General features: G+C 68.3%; 19 protein-coding genes and 1 rRNA gene. 11 read left to right on the top strand and 9 right to left on the bottom strand.

The annotated features are described in order from the left end of the window. Nucleotides 1-20: 20 nt before the first annotated feature. The 3 genes from NI2_RS28060 (at nt 21) to NI2_RS28050 (ending at nt 3,112) form a co-directional block, all read left to right on the top strand. Nucleotides 21-995, top strand: coding sequence for an ABC transporter substrate-binding protein (locus NI2_RS28060; RefSeq protein ID WP_067496936.1), 975 nt, complete (start codon nt 21-23; stop codon nt 993-995). Beyond that, on the top strand, nt 992-1,552 hold the full coding sequence (locus NI2_RS28055) for a GNAT family N-acetyltransferase (protein WP_067496933.1): 561 nt from the start codon (nt 992-994) through the stop codon (nt 1,550-1,552). Before NI2_RS28060 ends, NI2_RS28055 begins: the two co-directional genes overlap by 4 nt. Before the next feature lie 66 nt (nt 1,553-1,618). After that, entirely contained in the window at nt 1,619-3,112 is a 1,494-nt protein-coding gene (locus NI2_RS28050; RefSeq protein WP_067496932.1) for an AIM24 family protein, read from the top strand. Nucleotides 3,113-3,175: 63 nt separating this feature from the next. Here the strand turns inward: NI2_RS28050 and NI2_RS28045 are convergent, their stop codons facing one another. Further along, complete coding sequence (locus NI2_RS28045) at nt 3,176-4,462, bottom strand: hypothetical protein (protein ID WP_067496929.1); 1,287 nt, start codon at nt 4,460-4,462, stop codon at nt 3,176-3,178. A 331-nt stretch (nt 4,463-4,793) separates the two neighbouring features. Between NI2_RS28045 and NI2_RS28040 the strand changes: the two genes are divergently transcribed. Both NI2_RS28040 and NI2_RS28035 read left to right on the top strand, forming a co-directional pair. Beyond that, on the top strand, nt 4,794-5,939 hold the full coding sequence (locus tag NI2_RS28040) for an acyl-CoA dehydrogenase family protein (RefSeq protein ID WP_067496926.1): 1,146 nt from the start codon (nt 4,794-4,796) through the stop codon (nt 5,937-5,939). Between the two features lie 98 nt (nt 5,940-6,037). After that, nucleotides 6,038-6,526: a DUF4254 domain-containing protein gene (locus NI2_RS28035; protein ID WP_067496923.1), complete on the top strand. Its 489-nt coding sequence runs from the start codon at nt 6,038-6,040 to the stop codon at nt 6,524-6,526. A gap of 6 nt (nt 6,527-6,532) precedes the next feature. Here NI2_RS28035 and NI2_RS28030 read toward each other — a convergent pair whose 3' ends face one another. Continuing rightward, nucleotides 6,533-6,841 carry an Rv3235 family protein gene (locus tag NI2_RS28030; RefSeq protein ID WP_067496918.1) on the bottom strand — a complete coding sequence of 103 codons (309 nt, stop codon included), beginning with the start codon at nt 6,839-6,841 and terminating at the stop codon, nt 6,533-6,535. A gap of 314 nt (nt 6,842-7,155) precedes the next feature. Next, entirely contained in the window at nt 7,156-7,986 is an 831-nt protein-coding gene (locus tag NI2_RS28025) for a DUF72 domain-containing protein (RefSeq protein ID WP_243750141.1), read from the bottom strand. Nucleotides 7,987-8,091: 105 nt separating this feature from the next. Here NI2_RS28025 and NI2_RS28020 point away from each other — a divergent pair, with 105 nt between their 5' ends. The 5 genes from NI2_RS28020 (at nt 8,092) to NI2_RS28000 (ending at nt 12,921) form a co-directional block, all read left to right on the top strand. After that, nucleotides 8,092-9,291, top strand: coding sequence for an MFS transporter (locus NI2_RS28020; RefSeq protein WP_067496913.1), 1,200 nt, complete (start codon nt 8,092-8,094; stop codon nt 9,289-9,291). After that, a complete protein-coding gene (locus tag NI2_RS28015) occupies nt 9,288-9,482 on the top strand; it encodes a hypothetical protein (RefSeq protein WP_067496910.1) in 195 nt (64 codons plus the stop codon). Before NI2_RS28020 ends, NI2_RS28015 begins: the two co-directional genes overlap by 4 nt. A 90-nt stretch (nt 9,483-9,572) precedes the next feature. Continuing rightward, a complete protein-coding gene (locus NI2_RS28010) occupies nt 9,573-10,118 on the top strand; it encodes a YceI family protein (protein WP_067496907.1) in 546 nt (181 codons plus the stop codon). Nucleotides 10,119-10,144: 26 nt separating this feature from the next. Beyond that, nucleotides 10,145-11,347, top strand: coding sequence for a L,D-transpeptidase (locus NI2_RS28005; protein WP_067496904.1), 1,203 nt, complete (start codon nt 10,145-10,147; stop codon nt 11,345-11,347). Between the two features lie 125 nt (nt 11,348-11,472). Then, nucleotides 11,473-12,921 (top strand): LCP family protein, encoded by a 1,449-nt coding sequence (locus tag NI2_RS28000; protein WP_067497043.1) that lies wholly within the window; start codon nt 11,473-11,475, stop codon nt 12,919-12,921. Between the two features lie 68 nt (nt 12,922-12,989). Here the strand turns inward: NI2_RS28000 and fadD32 are convergent, their stop codons facing one another. Both fadD32 and NI2_RS27990 read right to left on the bottom strand, forming a co-directional pair. Then, a complete protein-coding gene (gene fadD32, locus NI2_RS27995; RefSeq protein WP_067496901.1) occupies nt 12,990-14,864 on the bottom strand; it encodes a long-chain-fatty-acid--AMP ligase FadD32 in 1,875 nt (624 codons plus the stop codon). After that, a complete protein-coding gene (locus NI2_RS27990) occupies nt 14,864-16,084 on the bottom strand; it encodes a KasA/KasB family beta-ketoacyl-ACP synthase (RefSeq protein WP_067496897.1) in 1,221 nt (406 codons plus the stop codon). Before NI2_RS27990 ends, fadD32 begins: the two co-directional genes overlap by 1 nt. Before the next feature lie 181 nt (nt 16,085-16,265). Here NI2_RS27990 and NI2_RS27985 point away from each other — a divergent pair, with 181 nt between their 5' ends. Beyond that, entirely contained in the window at nt 16,266-17,252 is a 987-nt protein-coding gene (locus NI2_RS27985) for an acyl-ACP desaturase (RefSeq protein WP_067496895.1), read from the top strand. On the opposite strand, the gene NI2_RS27980 is transcribed toward NI2_RS27985, so the two are convergent. The 4 genes from NI2_RS27980 to rrf form a co-directional block, all read right to left on the bottom strand. Then, nucleotides 17,240-18,559 carry a sensor domain-containing diguanylate cyclase gene (locus NI2_RS27980; protein ID WP_067496892.1) on the bottom strand — a complete coding sequence of 440 codons (1,320 nt, stop codon included), beginning with the start codon at nt 18,557-18,559 and terminating at the stop codon, nt 17,240-17,242. The two genes, NI2_RS27985 and NI2_RS27980, sit on opposite strands and share 13 nt — an antisense overlap. A 48-nt stretch (nt 18,560-18,607) precedes the next feature. Continuing rightward, on the bottom strand, nt 18,608-19,417 hold the full coding sequence (locus NI2_RS27975; protein ID WP_067496887.1) for an SAM-dependent methyltransferase: 810 nt from the start codon (nt 19,415-19,417) through the stop codon (nt 18,608-18,610). Between the two features lie 86 nt (nt 19,418-19,503). Continuing rightward, nucleotides 19,504-20,151 carry a YdcF family protein gene (locus NI2_RS27970; RefSeq protein WP_067496884.1) on the bottom strand — a complete coding sequence of 216 codons (648 nt, stop codon included), beginning with the start codon at nt 20,149-20,151 and terminating at the stop codon, nt 19,504-19,506. Nucleotides 20,152-20,312: 161 nt separating this feature from the next. Continuing rightward, nucleotides 20,313-20,429 (bottom strand): 5S ribosomal RNA (rrf, locus tag NI2_RS27965). Between the last annotated feature and the right edge of the window lie 52 nt (nt 20,430-20,481).

The raw sequence follows: 20,481 nt of genomic DNA, 5'->3' as shown, positions 1-20,481 counted from the left end.
CGAAAGGAATACCGATCACCGTGTTCACAGGTGTCTCCTCCGCACGTCACCGTGCGATCCCCGCCCTCGCACTGCTCACCGCCGTGGTCACCGGTTGCGGCGCGCCCGCACCGGCCACCACCACGGCGGAAGACGGCTTCCCGCTGACTGTTTCGAGTTGTGGGCGTGATGTCACCTTCACCGCACCACCGCAGCGGGTCGTCACCGTCGGTTCCATCGCCGCGCCGACGATCGCCGCCGCCGGTGCCGCCGACCGCATCGTCACCCGTACCTTCGAAGCCGCCGCCTTCCCGGGCCAGTACGGTGATGCCCTGAAAGGCATCGAGATCACCGCGCCGACAGCCGAGCTCGCTCGCGAGGAGATCATCGCCCGCTCCCCCGACCTAGTGGTGAGCGTCGAGGGACTGTCGGTGACGCCCGACGACCTGGCCCAGGTGAACATCCCGCTGATCGTCACCCGTGGCTACTGCCGCGACGCGGCGGGCACCTTCGAGGACGTCTTCGCCGACATCTCGCTCTACGGCAAGCTCTTCGGCACCGCGGGCGCCGCCGACGCCGAAGTCGCCACGCTGCGGCAGCGGGTGCGAGCGGTCACCGAAAAGCACAGCGGCACAACAACCCCTCGACGTGCGGCCGCGCTGATCCTGTCGCGGGACGGGGCCCAGCTCAAGGCCTACGGCTCCCAGAGCACCGTCCACGAACAGATGCGCATCCTCGGCCTGTCCAACATCTACGGCGACATCGCCAAACGCAATTTCGAAGCCAACACCGAAACGCTCATCGCCCAGGACCCCGAGGTGATCATCCTGCTCACCCAGGGCGACCAGACCCCCGAATCGGTGCGAACCACCCTTCGCCAGCGCCCCGAGCTGGCCGGACTGCGCGCCATCCGCGACAACCGGATCATCGTCGCACCCTTCGGCTACACCGGTCCGGGACCGGTCGCCGTCGAGGGTCTGGAAGTGCTCGACCGCGAACTGGCCGGCCTGCGATGACCGCGACCACCACCGACTATCTCGTCCGCCCGGCCGGTCCCGCCGACCTGGCCGGCGCGCGCAGCGTCATGCTCGACACCTTCTACCAGGTGTTCGGCATCGGCTACCTGCCCGAACACCACCACGATGTGATCGACCTCGACGCCACGTACCTGCGTCACCCGCGTAATCGGCTGTGGGTGGCCGAGCACGAGGGAGCCGTCGTCGGCACCACCGCGATCCGCGCGAAGGGGCCTGCGCACCCACCCCATCCGGCCGAGCTGGCACGCCGCTATCCCGACGACACCACCGCCCAGCTGTTCCGGGTCTACGTCCGGCCCGAACACCACCGTCGCGGGCTGGCCACCCGGCTCGTCACCGCTGCCATCGAAACTGTCCAGGCCACACTGGAATTCGACCGGCTTTACCTGCACACCGACGCGCGGACTCCGGGCGCCCTGGAGTTCTGGCTCACCTTCGGTCACATCGTCCACGACGCGCGCGGTCCGCACGACGGTTTCCAGACGGTGCACCTCGAGATCCCCCTCGACCGGCCGAATCGAGAACTGGCGCGGTGACGGCACACACGGCACTATCGAACTCGTGGAACAGCAGCGAAACCGCCCGCGTTCGGATGCCGTGTCGTGACCGTGCTCGCACCGGGAGAGAACCGGCCCGCGCCGGGCGATGAGCTGACCGTCACCGTGGCCTGTTCGGCCCCGGTCGACGTGTCGGCTCTGTTGCTCGACAGCGCGGGCAAGGTGCGCTCCGACGCCGACTTCGTCTTCTTCAACCAGCCGACCGGGCCGGGCGTGGTGTACCGGCACGGCAACGGCGGACCCGACATCGTGCAGGTGAAAACCTCCGCGCTGCCCGCCGACGTGGACAAAGTGGTGGTCACGGCGAGCCTCGACGGGCGCGGACCCGCCACCTTCGCCGCCGTCGGCAACCTCACCGCCGCCATCCAGTCCGGGCCGACCGCCCTGACGTTCCCCGTCTCCGGGCTCACCACCGAGAGCGGTGTGGTGTGCGTGGAGATCTACCGGCGCGGCGGGGCGTGGAAGGTGCGCGCCATCGGCCAGGGATACGACGACGGCCTCGCGGGCATCGCATCGGCCTACGGCGTGAACCTCGACGACGAACCGGAACCCGCCGCGCCCCAAGGGAATACAACGCTTCCCGCGCACCCGCCACAGGGTGCGCCACAGTATCCCGGCGCCCCGATGCCTCCCGGGCAGCCCCCGGCCCCCGGACAAGGCGCCTGCGCCCCTGCGCCCGGACATGCACCACCCCCCGGACCGGCCGCCTACCCGCCGCCCGGGCAGTTCCCTCCGCCTGGTCAACCGGGTTCCCCACCACCCGCTCACCCTGGTGCGCAACCTTCGTACGCCTCTCAGCAAGGAGTCCCGCCCGTGCACAGCGACCTGTTCGACCCCTCGCATGCCGAGGTCAACGGCCTCGGTATCCAGAAGCAGGGCGGCAAGATGGTCAAGGTCGGGTTGAACGGGGAGGTGATGGCGCGGTCCGGGTCGATGGTGGCCTACCAGGGTGACCTGAAATTCGAAGCGCTCGGCTCCGGCGGCATCGGCCGCGCCATCCGGCAGCACCTCACCGGCGAAGGTGTGCCCCTGATGAAGGTGAGCGGGCGCGGCGACCTGTTCCTGGCCAACAGCGCCGCGGACGTGCACATCATCGACCTCGACGGCTCCGACGGTCTCACCATCAACGGCGCCAACGTGCTCGCCTTCGACTCCACCCTGCGCTACGACATCGGCCGGGTACAGGGCGCGGCCGGAATCGCCTCCAACGCGGGCCTTTTCAACTGCGTCTTCACCGGCCGCGGCCGCATCGCCATCACCACCCACGGCACCCCGGTCGTCCTCACCGTCGACCAGGCCACCTACGCCGACCCCAATGCCGCCGTAGCCTGGTCCTCCAGCCTGCAGACCGGCATCAAACGCAACGACTCCTTCGGCCTCGGCCGCCTCATCGGCCGCAGCACCGGCGAAGCGAGCACCCTGTCGTTCTCCGGCCGCGGCTTCGTCATCGTCCAGCCCTCCGAACTCCCACCCGGCGGCCTCCTCGGCGGCACCGGCGGCGGCCAGCAGGCAGGCACCGGCGGCAGCCTCTTCGGCTGACACACACGAAACCGCCCTGGTTCGCTCGGAACCAGGGCGGTTTTGCGCGTGTGGAAGGAGTGGCTACGACCCCGCGCGCTCCTTGCGGGCCTGCCTCCGGGCCTCGCGCATCTCGTTGAGTTCCTGTTCCAGGCTCTCGGCGATGCGGAACTGGCCGGTGTCGTAGATGCTGGTCGGTTCGATGGCCTCGTAGCCGAAGTTGGCTTCGGCGAAGGCCTTTTCGACTCGGGCCTCGATGTCGGAGATCGTGCTCTTGCGGGCGGCGGGGACCGAGTCGGTGGTCTTCACCTGCTCGACCGGCTTGGGCGTTTCCTTCACCGGCTCGGCCGCGGCGACGACGGTCTTCTTCGCTGTGGCCTTGTCGCCCGAGGACGGCTTGCCGATGCCGAAACGCTTGCGCTTCTCGGCCGGCCTGCCGTTGGAGACCGGCTCGGACGGGGTCCAGGCCGGTTCGCGGGTGGTCGGGGCGGTCACCGACGGCGCGGGCGGCGCCGACTCGATGCGGGTGCTTCCGGTCATCGGCGGGGTGTAGGTGAGGCGCACGCCGTCGACGGCCTGGCGGTTGAGGATGCCCTCGGCGGGGTCGGGCAGGTCCCTGACCTGGCTGGTCGCCCGGGTGATCGCCAGTCCGTACCTGGCACTAACCGCGTCGTGGATGAGCAGCGCGACACCGATCATCACCGGAGCGACGGCGTGCACGGCGGCGTCGTACCAGCGGCCGTCACGCACGTAGGGGTAGGTGTTGAGCGTGACGGTGAGCGAGAGCAGCGCCATCTCGGCCAGCGCCACCTGGCGCCGGTTGTCGATGACGCCCCATTCGGCCACCTTGTTGGTACCGACCATGATGATGATCAGACACACGCTGATCATGGCCTCGAGCAGGTAACTGAACCAGAACAGCGGGTCCGTCGGCCCGCCGGGCGCGATGTTCTGCTGCACGTTCACCGCCGACCACAGCATGCCCGCGGCGACCACGCCCGCCAGCGCCTTCAGTGACCAGGACCGGTGCCGATACAGCGAGGCGAGTTTGGCGTGCGGGCTCGATTCGCGCCGCTGGGCGGCCATCGCCTTCCTGGCGAGCAGCAGATCTCGCATGTCGGCCTTCTCGATAGCTTCGGTGGTCTGCCTTGCACGGTCCGAGGCCTGCGCCATCGCCTGGGTGTGTTTCCAGCGCTGTTCGCGATCCTGTTCACGGATGCGTTCGGCGAGTTCACGTTCGGCGCGCAGTTCGTCCTCGGACAGGGCGTCGGTGAGCGCCGGGTCGAACTGGTAGGCGAGTCGTCCGCGCGCCCGTTCGACGCGCTGGGCGAGCTGGCTGACGTCGTCCTCGAGGGGCGATTCGCTGGTCATGCCAGACCACCGCCCCGGGATCGCGATGGCAGACAGGTGAGCACACGTGTGAACGGCACACGCCATTCTTAGTGCATTCACCCTCCGGCGCGAAACCGATGCTCCCACACCACTGCCCAAACGCGGCGCGCCGCGAGCGACACGCGCATTTCACACCTGCGGCCGAAACAGCCCACTTTTCACTTCACTGCGGCTCAAATGTTGTCGAACACCGTTCGCCACCCCGATCGAAGCCGCTATTGTCACTCCGCCAATATTGGTACACACTGTATCCGTAACCACCGGTCACGCCTGAGGCCGGTGCTGTGCCGAGCCGTAATAAGGAGACTCGATGGCCGCCAATCGGTCCAGCTGGATGAACGAGGATCTGGACGCCCTGCGCGACCTCGCCCGCGCCTTCCTGGCCAAGGAACTCGTCCCCAATATCGACAAGTACCGCGAGCAGCACCATGTGGATCGCGACCTGTGGAACAAGGCGGGCGAAGTCGGTCTGCTCTGTCTGTCGATCCCGGAGGAGTACGGCGGCGGTGGCGGCACCTTCGCCCACGAGGCGGTGTTGATGGAGGAGCAGGCGCGCGCCGTCGACACCTCGTGGGGCGTGAGCCTGCACAACGGCATCGTCGCCCACTATCTGCTCGCCTACGGCACCGAGGAGCAGAAGAAGCAGTGGCTGCCCAAGATGGCCTCCGGTGAGGTCGTCGGCGCCATCGCCATGACCGAGCCCGGCACCGGCTCCGACCTGCAAGCCGTGAAGGCCAAGGCGATCCGCGACGGCGACGAGTACGTCATCAACGGCTCCAAGACCTTCATCACCAACGGCGCCCAGGCCGACCTCATCATCGTGGTCGCCAAGACCGACCCCACCCAGGGCGCCTCCGGCGTCTCGCTGGTGCTGGTCGAGGCCGACCGCGAGGGCTTCCGTCGCGGCCGGGTGCTCGACAAGATCGGTCAGAAGGGTCAGGACACCTCCGAGCTGTTCTTCGAGGACGTGCGCGTCCCGGTGAGCAACCTGCTCGGCTCCCAGGAGGGCCAGGGCTTCGTCCAGCTGATGCAGCAGCTGCCCCAGGAGCGCCTGATCGTGGCCCACGGTGCGGTCGCGGGCATGGAGGTCGCGCTCGAGCACACGCTGCGCTACACGAAGGAGCGCGAGGCGTTCGGCCGCCCGGTGTTCGGTTTCCAGAACACCAAGTTCAAGCTGGCCGAGGTCGCCACCGAGGCCCGCATCGCGCGCGTGTTCATCGACGACTGCATCGAGAAGCACCTGCGCGGCGAGCTCGACATCCCCACCGTCGCGATGGCCAAGTGGTGGTGCACCGACAAGGCGATGCAGATCGCCGACACCTGCCTGCAGCTGTTCGGTGGCTACGGCTACATGAACGAGTACCCGATCGCGCGCATGTGGGTGGACAACCGCGTGCAGCTGATCTACGCGGGCACCAACGAGATCATGAAGGAGATCATCGCGCGCAGCCTGTAGGACCGCGGGCGCAACCGTCCGACCTATCCGTATCCGCGACCGGGACGAATGTTCTTCGGAAAGCGGTACGAACTCCGGCAAGGACGGTGCGGCGAAACGTGGACAGGGAACCGGGACTGCCTGCCCGCACCGACATGATGCGTGCCGTGTGCGGGGTCACCGGGTCCGTCGACCCCGTGCTCGCGGCCGCGCACGAACTGGCGGTCCTGCACGAACGCCGCGAACAGCTGGTGCCCGGCGACACCAGCGATATCGATTGGGAGCGCGCCCGGTTGGTCTGCGAGATCGACCGCTGGGTGCTGCTCCGCTCGCCGAAACCACCGACCACGGCGCCGATGCACACCGAGAGCATCGGCGCCGTCGTCGATCGCATGGCCCATTTCGCCGCGCTCACCTACCGGGCGCTGGCCTGCGGCGCCGAGGCCGAGTTGCGCGCCGCCCAGCAACGGCTGCACGAATTGGCCTGCGGCTACGACGATCTCGTCGCCGAGGTGGCCAACGGCACGCGCCGCCTGCCCGACGGCTCCGACGACGCCCCCGACAGCGGCCGCGACCAGGCCGACCAGCATCGGCCGGGCACCGAATAGCCTTCTTCAATACATTCGCAGCGCGACCAACCGCCAGGTGTCCTTGCCCGATTCGATCCGTCCGGCGATGGCGAGGGTGCGGTCGCCCCGCTGATACAGGGCGAACACCTCGGCTGCTCCCGGTTCGGCCGAGGTCTGCCGGACACGCGTGAGATTGGCGGCGCCCAATCCCTTTCCGGGAACCAGATCCTGGGCGAGCATGGTGGCGACCGCCGACACCACCAGCGGATCGGCGAAGGGTCGCAGATGCGTGACCGACCGCCGCCGGTCGAGGACTTCGAGCACCCACCGCAGCACCTGCTCGGCGAATCGCATTGTCTCCGTATGCGCTTCGACCACCGACGTCTGCGCCACACACGCACCGCGTACCGCGCGCCTGATCCCGGCGGGCGTGCCGTGCCCGGACCGCCGCGTGCGCCCCCGGGTAACCCGATGCGGCACAACCTCTTCCGATCGCCCGCCGTGCTCCAAGCGCGGCTCACAGTGCGGCGCGGGCAACAACGCCGTTCCATCCATCGACCCAGACATGGGCTGTCCCCTCGAGTCCCGCCCACACACTCCCCAGTGCTGGCGCACAGCATGCCACGACCCTCCGACAAGTGTGCGCGGAATCGACGCGGACAGGCTGGTCAGAACAGTGTCATCGGTTCCTCGGTCCCGCCCGCGGGTTGCGGTGGGAGTTCGGGAACCACCGCGGCGACCTCGGCGTGGAACCGGCGGGCCAGGTCGCGTGCGGCCGCATTGTCGGGCGTGTGCACGAAGACCGTCGGCGACCGGCCTTCCCGCAACCACTGCGCCACCGTCTCCACCCAGGGCTCCCACCCCGCCACCGTGCGCTCCTCGTCGGATCGGCCGTGATAGCGCACGATCGGGTACTCGGTGAGCGCGCGGGTACGCCTGGGTACCCGAGGCTTCTTCGCCCGTGCCTCCACCTCGGCCGCATCGACCGACGGCCCGTCGAACAGCACCGTCGTATCGAAGGGCACCCATTCGGCGCCGATCCGCCCGAGCACCCGTTCCAGCTGCACGGCGGCGTGGTCGTCGGTGAAGAAGGCCGGGTGCCGCACCTCGACGGCGCAGCGCAGCCCCGAGGGCAGCTCACGCTGGAACCGGGCGAGCGCGCCGAGATCACCTGGACCGAACGACGCAGGCAGCTGCAGCCACAGCGCGTGCACGCGGGAACCGAGTGGCGCCATCACGTCCAGGAAGGTGGCGAGTTCGGCGCGCGCGTCGACAAGCCTGCGTTCGTGCGTGATCGCCCTCGGCGGTTTGAGGACGAACCGGAAGTCCGGCGCGGTCTGACGCGCCCAGGATTGCACCGTCGAGGCCGAGGGGGTCGCGTAGAAGGTCGTATTGCCCTCCACGGCGCCGCAGTGCGCGGCGTAGGAACGCAGCTTCTCGGCCGACGCGGGCCACTGCGGATGAGTCCACATCGCACACCCCACCCGCAGCTCACGCACTACCCGACCGTATTACAGCGGGCGCCCGTCCCTAAAATGAGACCGGTTGCCACCATTTCGCCCGTGCGCGTTTCCCCGGTGCGCGCACGACGGAAAGGGCCTGTGATGGCGATTCTCACCAGCGAGCGGCCCCGTGCTGTCCCGGCGACCCGCGCCTGGCAGGCGGTCTCGGCCGCCGTGGTGACGATCGCCTGGGGTGGCAACGAGTTCACCCCGTTGCTGGTGATGTACAAGGGGCACGGGCTGGCCGCCACAGCCGTCGATCTGCTGCTCTTCTACTACGTGCTCGGCATCGTGCCCGCCCTGCTCATCGGCGGTCCGCTGTCGGACCGATTCGGCAGGCGCCCGCTCATGCTGCCCGCCCCGCTGATCGCCGCGGCCGGTTCGCTGTTGCTGGCGGCGGGGGCGTCGTCGGTGCCGATGCTCGCGGCCGGGCGGATGCTGTGCGGTGTCGCGCTCGGGCTGGCGATGGCCGTCGGCGGCAGCTGGCTCAAGGAATTGTCCGGGCCGGGCGTCGGCGCCCGACGCTCGGCGATGAGCCTGACCGCCGGTTTCGCCCTCGGCGCGGGTGTGGCGGGCGTCCTCGCGCAGTGGGGTCCGCTGCCCGATTCCACCGCGTATCTGGTCAATGTGGCGCTGTGTGTCCTGGCCACGGCCTGGCTGGTGCGAGCGCCGGAAACCGTGCGCCGACAGACACATCCGGCCCGGTTGCTCGACGATCTGAAGATCCCCGCCGCAGGTCACCGCCGCTTCCTGCGGGTCGCGGTGCCCGTGGCCCTGTGGTTGTTCACCGCCAACGCCACCGCCTACGCCGTGCTGCCCACGCTCATGCTCGGGCAGGTCGCCCAGGCCCCGATCGCGTTCTCGGCCCTGGTCACCATGGTCACGCTCGGCTGCGGCTTCACCATTCAGTCGGTCGCGCGCCGCATCGATCGGCCCGGCACCGCCCGCGCCGCGGTGCTCGCGCTCGTGCTGCTCACCGCCGGCATGCTGCTCGCGGCCTGGACCGCGTCGACCCTCACCATCGGCGCGACGCTGCTCACCGCCGTCGTTCTCGGCAGCGGTTACGGCATCGGCCTGGTCGCGGGACTGCAGCAGATCGAGCGGATCGCGGGCCCCGGTGACCTGGCCGGGCTCAACGCGGTGTTCTATTCGGTGAGCTACCTCGGTTTCGGTGTGCCCGCGATCCTGTCGGCGCTGCACGGCAGCTTCGGCTTCGGTTATCCCGCCATGTATCTGGTGACCGCGGTGATCGCCGCGGCCTGCCTCGCGCTGGTCGCCGCCAACTATCGTGAACGGGTATGAGCACCGACCCGGTCGAAACCCTGCGTCGCTGGGCTGATTCGGGCGCGATCTGGCGGGTGCTCACTCGCCGCGCCGACAGCGTCACCATCGGTTTGTTCGAATGCACCGGCGGCCAGGAGGTCGACCGGTTCACCTCCGCCGACCCCGCGCTACTGCGGTTCCTCGGCGAACGGACGAGCAGCGATAGCTGACCGATACTCTCCGCCGGGCTAGGCTGGGTTCGTTATCGCTTCACACCCCGTCGGCCGTCCCTCGGCCGGATCGTCAAGTGAGGAGAGATCATGTCGGCACCTGCCAAGGGACTGGCCGCGGGAACCTGGGTCATCGACCCCGCCCACTCCAGCCTCGAATTCTCGGTTCGTCACCTCATGGTGAGCAAGGTGCGCGGCCGGTTCACCGACTTCTCCGGCACCCTCGTCGTCCACGACGACGGCACCGCCGACACCGAAGCCGAGATCCAGGTCGCCTCGCTCACCACCGACAACCCCCAGCGTGACGCCCACCTGGCCACCGCCGACTTCTTCGACGCCGCCAACTACCCGACGGCCACCTTCAAAGCCTCCGGATTCAAGGCCCTGAGCAGCGAATTCAGCGTCACCGGCGATTTCACGGTGCGTGGCATCACCCATCCGGTCACCCTCGACGTGGAGTTCCTCGGCACCGGCCCCGGCATGGCCGACGCGCCGGTCGCCGGTTTCACCGCGACCGCCACCGTGAACCGCCACGATTTCGGCCTCACCATCGACATGCCGATGGCCGACGGCGGCGCGGTGATCGGCGACAAGATCAACCTGTCCCTCGACATCGAGGTCGGCCTGCAGAGCTGAGCGGAACCGGACCGAGGGAGGGGTAGATGATCCGACAACGTTGTTCGGCCGCGCTGGCCGCCGTGCTCGTGCTGCTGCTGGTCGCGGCCTGCGGCGGCTCGACCACCGACTCCGGGTCCTCGACCGACGCCCCGCCCGAGGCCGTGGTCTCGGTGTCGCCCGAGTCGGGTGCCACCGAGATCGACCCGCTGGCTCCGGTCCGGGTCAGCACCAGCGAAGGCACGCTCACCTCGGTCACGATGACCAACGAGCAGGACAACGAGGTCGAGGGCGTCTTCACCCCCGACCGCACCGCCTGGAAGCCGACCGAACCCCTCGGCTACGGCCGCACCTACACGATCACCGCCGCGACCGACCGCGGCACCGAGCCGACCACCTCGACGTTCACCACGCTGGCCCCCAACAACCAGACCAAGGTGTATTTCCGCACCACGGGCGGCACCGCCCTCTCACCACAGGGGACCTTCGGCGTCGGCACGGTTGTCGTCGCCCATTTCGACGAGAACGTGCCGGATCGCGCCACCGCCGAACGGCACCTGTCGGTCACCACCGACCCGCCCGTCACCGGCTCCTGGTACTGGCTCGACGACCGCAACGCCCACTGGCGCCCGCAGAACTACTACGAGCCGGGTACCCGGGTGACGCTCGCCGCCGATATCTACGGCAAGGATCTCGGCGGCGGCCTCTACGGCCAGGAGGACACCAAGACCAGCTTCACCATCGGCCCGTCCCACGTGTCGATCGTCGACGACACCACCAAACAGGTCCAGGTATACGAGAACGGCGCGCTGGTGCGCACCATGCCGACCTCGATGGGTCGCGGCGGCAGCGAACAAGTGGCAGGCAAAACCATCTCCTTCTGGACCCAGCCCGGGATCTACACGGTCATGGACAAGGCCAACCCGGTGGTGATGGACTCCTCCACCTACGGCCTGCCCGTGAACTCGCGCCTCGGCTACAAGGAGACCATCGGCTGGGCGACCAGGATCAGCACCGACGGCATCTACCTGCATCAACTCGACGACACCATCTGGGCGCAGGGCAACACCAACGTCTCGCACGGCTGCCTCAATCTCAGCGGGGAGAACGCGCGCTGGTTCTACGAGTTCTCCCAGCCCGGTGATGTGGTGGAGATCCGCAATACCGGCGGCGCACCGCTCGAAGTGTGGCAGAACGGTGATTGGAGCGTGCCCTGGGACCAATGGCTGGCGGGTAGTGCCCTGAGGTGAACCGGATCGATGAACCACCGGCGCCCTGGCCGCGCCGGCAGCCGCCCAGGCGTATCGGCGCCCCGCCCGTCCCCCGGTCGACCGGCCATGCCCGGTTGCGCCGCATCGGCTCGATCGTCACCAGGATGTTCGTCGCCGCCGTCGCACTCGCGGTGTTGGCGGGTACCGGCCTCGCCTGGTCGGCGAAGAACGGTTTCGATGCAGGCTTCCTGCACTCCGACGCGCTGGGCGACGACGCGCCGCGCTCGCTCGACGGCGCGGTCAACATCTTGCTGATCGGCCTGGACACCCGCAAGGACCTCGACGGCAAGGACCTGCCGAAAGCGATCCTAGATCAGCTGCACGCCGGTGACGGCAGCGAAGGCGGTTACAACGCCAATTCACTGATCCTGCTGCACATTCCGGCCGATATGAGCAAGATCGTCGCCTTCTCCATCCCCCGCGACAACTATGTGGCGGTCACCGGCATCCCCGGCTACTCGCGCATCAAGATCAAAGAGGCGTACGGCCTGAAAAAGGCGGTGGTGCAGGCGAAGTTGATGGAGCAGGGCGTCGACGACCCCGTGGAACTCGAGCGCCGCAGCCGGGAGGCGGGCCGCGAATCCATCGTCACCACGGTGCGCAACCTGGTCGGGGTGCCGATCGACCGGTTCGCCGAGATCTCGCTCGCCGGGTTCTACGACCTGGCCGACGCGGTGGGCGGCGTCGATGTGTGCCTGACCAATGCCGTCGACGACAGCGAGTTCTCCGGCGCCGTGTTCCCGGCGGGCCGTCAGCATCTCGACGCGGCCCAGGCCCTCGCGTTCGTGCGTCAGCGCCACGGTCTGCCCAACGGCGACCTCGACCGCACCCACCGCCAGCAGGCCTTCCTCACCTCGGTTGCCAAGTCGCTCAAGGACTCCGGCACGCTCACCGATCTGAGCAAGCTGTCCGCCCTGATGGATGCCGCCCACCGCGACATCGTGCTGTCGCAGGGCTGGGACCTGTTCGAATTCGTCCGTGATCTCGGGGCGGCGGGCAGCATCCCGGTCGAGTTCCGCACCCTGCCGGTGCTGCGCTACGACGTGATCGACGGTCAGGACGTCAATATCGTCGACCCGGCCGCCATCAAACGCGAGGTGCGCGCGGCTTTCGGTCAGCAGGCCCCGACCACCACTGTGGCGGCGGCAAATCCCGATGCCGTGGTGGACGTGCACAATGTCGGCTCGGCGACCGGGCAGGCTGCCCTGGTGTCGAAGATGCTGACCGCGCGCGGCTACGGCGAGGGTGAGGTCGGCGGCGGTGACGGCAACGACGAGCCCTATTCGGCGGTCACCTACGGCCCCGGCGCCATCCAAGACGCGCGCGCTGTCGCCGAAATCCTCGGTGGCCTACCGGTTTCCGCGTCGCCCTGGGTCGAGGACGGCCACGTGCGCGTCATCCTCGGCGCCGATTTCACTCCCCCGGCCGAACTGAGCCCGACCACCACCACCCGCCCCGTCACCACGACAACCAGCGTCGCCGGACAGCCCCTGCCGGACGCCGGGAAACCACTCACCACCAATATCGGCGACACGATCCCCTGCGTGAACTGAGCCGCTCCACGGCCGACGACAAACGGCTCGGCCACCGGTTTCCCGGCGGCCGAGCCGTTTCGATGACGTCAGTCGACCGGAGCGTCCGGATAGTCCTGCTGCCGGTAACCCCCACGCAGCGTCCCGTCGAGGTAGGCCGCCCGGCACGCGCGCCGGGCGATCTTGCCGCTCGAGGTCCGCGGAATCGAACCGGCAGGCACCAGCAGCACATCACGCACCGTCACACCGTGCCTGCGCGAGATCGCCGCACGCACCGTGTCGATGATCGGCTGCGGATCGAGTTTCGCTGCCCCCGACCCCCTTTCGGCCACCACGACGAGCTGTTCGGCGATGTCGTCGGCGTCGGCCACCCGCACCGGCGCGGGCAGTTCTCCGGCCGGAACCGAGAACGCCGCGATGAAGCCCGGCCGCAGCGCGTTGCTCGCTTCCTGCGCCGAGTATTCGAGGTCCTGCGGGTAGTGATTGCGTCCGTCGACGATGACGAGGTCCTTCACCCGGCCGGTGATGAACAGTTCCCCGTCGTAGTAGGCACCGAAGTCGCCGGTGCGCATCCAGGTCGCGTCCTCCGGCGCGCCCTCGGCCCGGCTGCCGATCGGATTGCGGGTAACCCGGTTGTGGAAGGTCTGCGCGGTCTCCTCCGGCCGCCCCCAGTACCCGATGCCCATATTGTCGCCGTGCAACCAGATCTCGCCGACCTCGCCGTCGCGCCGCTCGATACCCGTCTCCGGATCGACGATCACGGCCCACTGCGACCTGGCGACATACCCGCACGACACCTGCGCCACCGCCTGCGCGGCGTGCTCATCGACCTCGACCATGCGGCCGGCATTGAGCTTGCCCCGGTCCACATAGACCACCCGCGCCTCGTCCTCGCGACGGGTGGCCGACACGAACAGCGTCGCCTCGGCCATCCCGTAGCAGGGCTTGATCGCGGTCTTGGACAGCCCGAACGGCGCGAACGCCTCGTTGAACTTGCGCATCGAGGCCACCGACACCGGTTCGCTGCCGTTGATGAGCCCGATCACGTTCGACAGGTCGAGTGTCTCGTCGCCCTTGGGCAACCCGCGCACCGCAGCGTGCTCGAACGCGAAGTTCGGTGCGGCCGAGTAGATCTCGGCCCCGTCCGCCTGGGCAGCGAGTTCCTTGATCCAGCGCGAGGGCCTGCGGACGAATGCGCTCGGCGACATGATGGTGATGAACTTGCCGCCGATGGTCGGCAAAATCACCGTGAGCAGACCCATGTCATGGAACAGCGGCAGCCAGGTGACACCACGCGCGTTCTCGGTGATGCCGATGGCGTCGATCATCTGGAGCAGATTGGTGCCGACCGAGCGGTGGGTGATCTCCACACCGGCGGGCACCCGGGTGGAGCCGGAGGTGTACTGCAGGTAGGCCACGCTGTCGATCGAGATGTCGGGCCTGCGCCAGCGCGATCCCACCGCGTCGGGAATCGCCTCCACCGCGATGATTCTCGGCCTGCGCGTGTTCGGCTGTTCACGGAAGAAGTTGCGTACCCCCGCCGCCGAACCGGTGACGGTGAGCACCGCGGCCGGCTCGCAGTCGCCGAGCACCGCGTGCAACCGATCGCTGTGCCCCTGCTCCTCCGGATCGAACAGCGGCACCGCGACATTGCCCGCGTACACCGCCGCGAACAGCGCCACCACGTAATCGAGCCCCTGCGGCGCCAGGACCGCTACCCGGTCGCCCGGCTCGGTGACCTGCTGCAAGCGCGCCGCCACCGCACGCAACCGCACCCCGAACTCACGCCAGGTGAGTTCCTGGTATTCGCCGTCGCGTTCGCGCGAGTAGTCGATGAACCGGTAGGCCAGCTCGTCGCCGTTGGCCTCGCTGTGCTTGTCGACGAAATCGATGAGCGTCTGGTTACCGGGAATGCGGATGGCGCCCTGCTCGTCGAGGTAGTCGTCAAGTGTCTCGCCGATCATCAGAACCGCCCGAAGGCCAGGGCCACGTTGTGCCCGCCGAAGCCGAACGAGTTGTTCACCGCGTAGTCGATGCGGCCCGGCCGCGCCTGACCCGAGACCACGTCGAGGTCGATCGCGGGGTCCTGGTTCTCCAGGTTCAGCGTGGGCGGGACGATGCTGTCGCGCACGCTGAGCACGGTGATCACCGATTCCAGCGCACCCACCGCGCCGATCGAATGCCCGAGTGCCGACTTCGGCGCGTACACCGAGGCATGCGACCCGATGGCCTTGCCGATCGCGTTGGCCTCGGCGGTGTCGCCGATGGGAGTGGCGGTGGCGTGGGCGTTGATGTGGGTGACGTCGGTACGGCTGATGCCGCCGGTCTGCATGGCCCGCGTCATCGCCCGGGCCGCGCCGGTGCCGTCGGGGTCGGGCGCGACCAGGTGGAAGCCGTCGGAGGTGACGCCAGCACCGAGCAGGCGCGCGTGGATCGTCGCCCCACGCGCCTTGGCATGTGCCTCGGTCTCGATCACCATCATCGCCCCGGCCTCGCCGAAGACGAATCCGTCGCGGTCGACGTCGAACGGGCGCGAGGCGCCCTTGGGGTCGTCATTGCGGGTGCTCATGGCACGCATCTGGGTGAAGGCCGCGATCGGCACCGCCTGGATGCAGCCTTCCACCCCGCCGGTCACCACCATGTCGGCATCGCCCATCACGATCATCCGCCACGCGTTGGCGATGGCCTCCGAACCCGACGAACACGCCGAAACGGGCGTGGAAACGCCTGCGCGCGCGCCCAATTCGACGCCGACACACGCGGCGGCGCCGTTGGGCATCATGGCCGCGACGGTCTGCGGCGACACCTTGCGGTAGCCGCCGTTGGACAGCTTGTCCCGCGCGTACAGCAGGGATTCGGCGCCGCCGAGCCCGGTGCCGATGGAGACGCCGAGCCGATCCAGGTCGACCTCGGGGCTGCCCGCGTTGCGCCAGACCTCACGGCCGAGCACCACGGCCATCTGCTCGACGTAGGACAACCGGCGCGCCTCCTCGCGGGTGAGCGAGGCCGCCGGCGACACCTTCAGGTGACCACCGATCCGCACCGGAAGGTCGAAGTCGTCGATGAAGGAGTCCTCCAGGACGTCGATGCCGCTCTCGCCGTTGAGCAGACCTTTCCAGGTCGAGTCGACGTCGCCCGCGATCGACGTGGTCGCCGCAAGGCTCGTGACCACGATGTCCGTCATAATTCTTCGCTCACTCTCTCTAGCTATGCCACGACTGAACGGGAACCGCTGATGGAGCTGAACTGGTGAAGCGTAGAGAATGGCACCGCGTTTCGCCAGGTGCCTTGTGCCGGGTCTATTCTCGGCGACGACCGGCAACATTACCGACTCTTGCTTTTCCCTGCAGCGAAAGGGCACGAGCGTGGCCAGGAACCTCACCCAGCTGGAACTGCTGATCGAATTGGAAGATGTTGCGGCGCGCAATGTCGATCGTCATCTATCGATGGCCAAGGACTGGCATCCGCACGACTACGTGCCGTGGGAGCAGGGCCGCAATTTCGCATCGATGGGCGGAATCGATTGGGCGCCGGAGCAATCCGCGTTGAGCGAGGTCGCCAAGGCGGCGATGATCACCAATCTGCTCACCGAGGACAACCTGCCCTCCTATCACCGCGAGATCGCCGAGAACTTCTCCCAGGACGGCGCCTGGGGTACCTGGGTCGGTCGCTGGACCGCCGAGGAGAACCGGCACGGCATCGTGATGCGTGACTATTTGGTCGTAACGCGCGGCGTCGACCCGGTCGCGCTCGAGAACGCGCGGATGATCCACATGACCAACGGCTACTCGGCCATGTCGGTGGTCGACGAGAAGGCGGGCGCCTTCGATGTTCGCGACACCTCCGGCGCCGGTTTCCTGTACTCCGTGGCGTATGTGACGTTCCAGGAACTGGCCACCCGGGTGAGCCACCGCAACACCGGCCGTGTCTGTGACGATCCGATCGCCGACCGCATGCTCGCCCGCATCGCCGCCGACGAGAACTTGCACATGATCTTCTACCGCAACCTGTGCGCGGCCGCCCTCGACCTGGCACCCGACCAGACCATGGAGGCGATCGCGACCATCGTCGCCGGTTTCCAGATGCCGGGCGCGGGCATGCCCGGGTGGCGCCGCAACGGTGTGCTGATGGCCAAGCACGGCATCTACGATCTGCGCCAGCACCTCGAGGAAGTCCTGCTGCCGGTGCTGCGCAAATGGGACATCTTCGAGCGCACCGATTTCGGTCCACGGGGCGAGAAAGCTCGCGACGGTCTGGCTGCTTTCCTCGACCGTTTGCGCCAGGACGTGGTGCGCTTCGAGGAACAGCGCGATCGTTCACTCGCGCGCGCGAAGCAACGTCAGCTGGTCTGATCGAGCGCGGGCGGCGACCGGTGCACCTGTGGCCGGATCGCCGCTCGCGCATGGTGTTTGTTCCGGTACATCGCGGCGTCGGCGGCCTGGAGCAGTTCGTCGGCGGCGGCCGGTGGCTGTTCGAAGAAGGCGGTGCCGATGCTCACGCCAACGGCCAGCATGTGCCCGTCCACCTCGAGCGGCGCCGACAACGCCGCCATCAGCTCGTCGGCCAGCTCCGTCAATGCCTGTTCGCCCGAACACTTTTCGACGAGCACGAGGAATTCGTCGCCACCGATACGCGCGGGCAGCGCCGAGCGGGGGCCGAGAGTGTCGCGCAGCCGGTCCCCGACCACCCGCAGCACCCGGTCGCCGATGGTGTGGCCCCACAGGTCGTTGATCTCCTTGAAGCCGTCGAGGTCCAGATAGCACACGCCGACCGGCGGTTCGGCGCCCGCGAGGCGGCTGAACAGGTGCGACCGGTTGGGCAGGCCGGTGAGCGCGTCGTGGTTGGCGTCGTGCCACAGCCGGTCGGCCAGCTGCTTGCGCTCGGTGACGTCGACCGCGACGCCGACCAGGAACCGGATCGCGCCCTCGGCGTCACGAACCGCTGACATCGACAGATCGATCGAGGTGACCCGACCGTCGTCGCGAATGTGTTCGGTCTCGGTCCGGAAGCTCTCCGACTCCCCCGCGACCATCCGCTGCAGTTCGATGAAGGCATCGTTGAGGTTCGCCGGGCCGAGGATGTCGGCGACGGTGCGACCGACCATCGACTCGGGGGTCTGTCCGAGCATCTCGGCCAGGGTCAGGTTGCAGTTCACCACGCTGCCGGTCATGTCGACGGTGCCGATGCCGACCAGCGCACCGTCGAAAACGGCCTCGAAACGGGCCTCCGACAGGGCGCGGCGGTCCTCTGCCTCCTGCGCGGCCGAGAGCACCGCGGCCAGCGTCTGTTCCTGTTCGGCCAGTGCCGCCGCCCGCAGCGCGGCGGTGAAACCGGCTGCGAAGTCGGCCGCCAAAGCGACTGCCCGGCTGCGGATTTCGGGTAATGCCGGGTCGTCGGAGCCGGCGGCGGCGTGCTCGACGAGGTCGGTGCACAGCACCGGAACAGTGCGGCTCACCGCAGCCGGGTCGCGGTAGTTCACCGCGACCAGCATGCGCGCCGCCTGCCGGGCAACGTCGGGGTCTTCACCACCGCGCGCGGCGTCGATGAGGCCCGTGCAGAGGGCGGCGAGCATGTCCTCGATCTGGGAGCGGGTGAGGGTGGGAGCGACCACACCGTCGAGCGCGTCAGCCCACCGCTGCGCCAGCTCCCATGACCCCACCGTTCATCCGCCCCTGTCGTCGTCTCTCGCACCGCCGTGACGACGGGCTCAGCCCTTGCGCGCGACCCCACCGAGACCGAGCGAACGCCCGGGCTTCTCGTGCTGATCTCGCTCCGACTCAGGTCGCCACGCCGGCAGTTCCACCACGCCCGGCGACTCCAGATCCCAACCATCGAACATGGCGACGATCGCGTCCTTGGGCCGGAAATGGATACCGACTCGGTTCTCGTTCGCCGCGTTGGCGCTCAGTTTACCCGCGTCCTCCGGCCGCAATTCCGAGGTCAGATGGGAGATGGCGACGAGACTGCCCGGCGCGAGCACCTCCCGTAGCGCGCCCACTTTCCCCGCGGGATCGTCGTCGTCGGACACCAGATGCAGCACCGCGATCAGCAGCAGTCCGACCGGTTCCGCGAAGTCGATCAGCCCGGTCTCCCGGACGGCGGCCAGCAGGTCGTCGGTCTTGCGCAGGTCGGCCTCGATCGCGCCCGCCCGCTCGTTCCCGTGCAGGATCGTGCGCGAATGCATGACGGCCACCGGGTCGATGTCGACATAGAGCACGCGGGCCTGCGGGTCGAGTTCGTGCACGATCTCGTGCACATTGCCCGCGGTGGGGATGCCGGACCCGATGTCGAGGAACTGGCGGATTCCCGCGTCGAGCATGAACCGGACCGCGCGCCGCAGGAACGCACGGTTGCTCAGCGCCAGGCGCGGCAGATCCGGCACCAGCTTGGTTCCCATTTCGGCAGCCATCCGGTCGACCGCGAAATTGTGCGAGCCACCGAGTAGCGCGTCGTACATCCGAGCCGGGCTCGGTTGCTGCATATCGACACCGTCCGGTGCCCAGGCAGGCCTGTCCATCGCCGATCAACCCCTGTCTTTCCGTGCCGCGCCCCGGCGGCATTCGATGATCGTAAACTCCTGCACCGACATCGGCGCGGTTCGGTTCACTTGTCCGCACCGTAGGGCTGCGCCCACAGCGGCGCCACGTCGGGCGTCATGGTCGCGACGACGGGCACCCCGGCGGCCAGAAAGTTCTCCAGCGCCCGGCGCATATGGTCGGCCGAGGTGATGAGTACCGCCTTGTGTACGCCGAGTGCCGCCATGAGCTGTGCCGAGAATTTCGCGTTCTGCACGGTGGAACCGGCCTCGGTTTCGGCGTGCAGCCGGTGCCTGGCCACTCCGCGCACATGCAGCCAGTCGGCCATCACCTGCGCCTCGGTGACCCCGTTGCGCGGATTGCCACCGGTGACGATCACCGGCGAGGCGGGTGACATGTACGCCTGAACAAGCGCGGCGTGCAGCCGGTTGCTCAGCTCGGCACGCATGGTGCCGTCGGGTTGCAGGCCGTAGCCGAGTACGACGATCGCCGTCTCGGGGCCGTAGGTTTCGGGCAGATCGATTCCCGCTACTCCCGCAAGGGAATTCGCGGCGCCGAGCATGTCGGCGGTGACCCGGTCGGTGATGCCCGCGAGCGGGTCGGGTTTCGGTTCGGCGGCTACCGGTGCGGCGGTGAGGACCGCCCCGATGAGGGCGGCGGGAAGCACGAGCGCAGCAGCGCCGCGACGGAGAACTTGATGAGCGAGCCGGTCCATGTGACAACCTCCAGAGCGACGTCGCATCATGGTGACGGACAAGCGCTCCCGCCGCTGCCAAATCCGAAACATTTGCTGGTCGGTTTTGTTTCGTGCCCGGAACCACCCCCGGAAACGACGAAAGCCCCCTGACCGTAGTCAGAGGGCTTTCGTGAATGATTGTCCGGCGGTGTCCTACTCTCCCACACCCTGTCGAGTGCAGTACCATCGGCGCAGGTGGCCTTAGCTTCCGGGTTCGGAATGGGACCGGGCGTTTCCCCACCGCTATAACCGCCGTAACACTATGAAACTATCCACAAACAGCGCTCCCACACCAAACAATCCTCACGA

Origin of the sequence: Nocardia ignorata NBRC 108230, from assembly GCF_001612905.1 — a bacterium.
Classification (GTDB): Bacteria; Actinomycetota; Actinomycetes; order Mycobacteriales; family Mycobacteriaceae; genus Nocardia; species Nocardia ignorata.
Note: the sequence above shows the minus strand (reverse complement) of the source record. Positions and strands in the feature narration are given on the sequence as shown.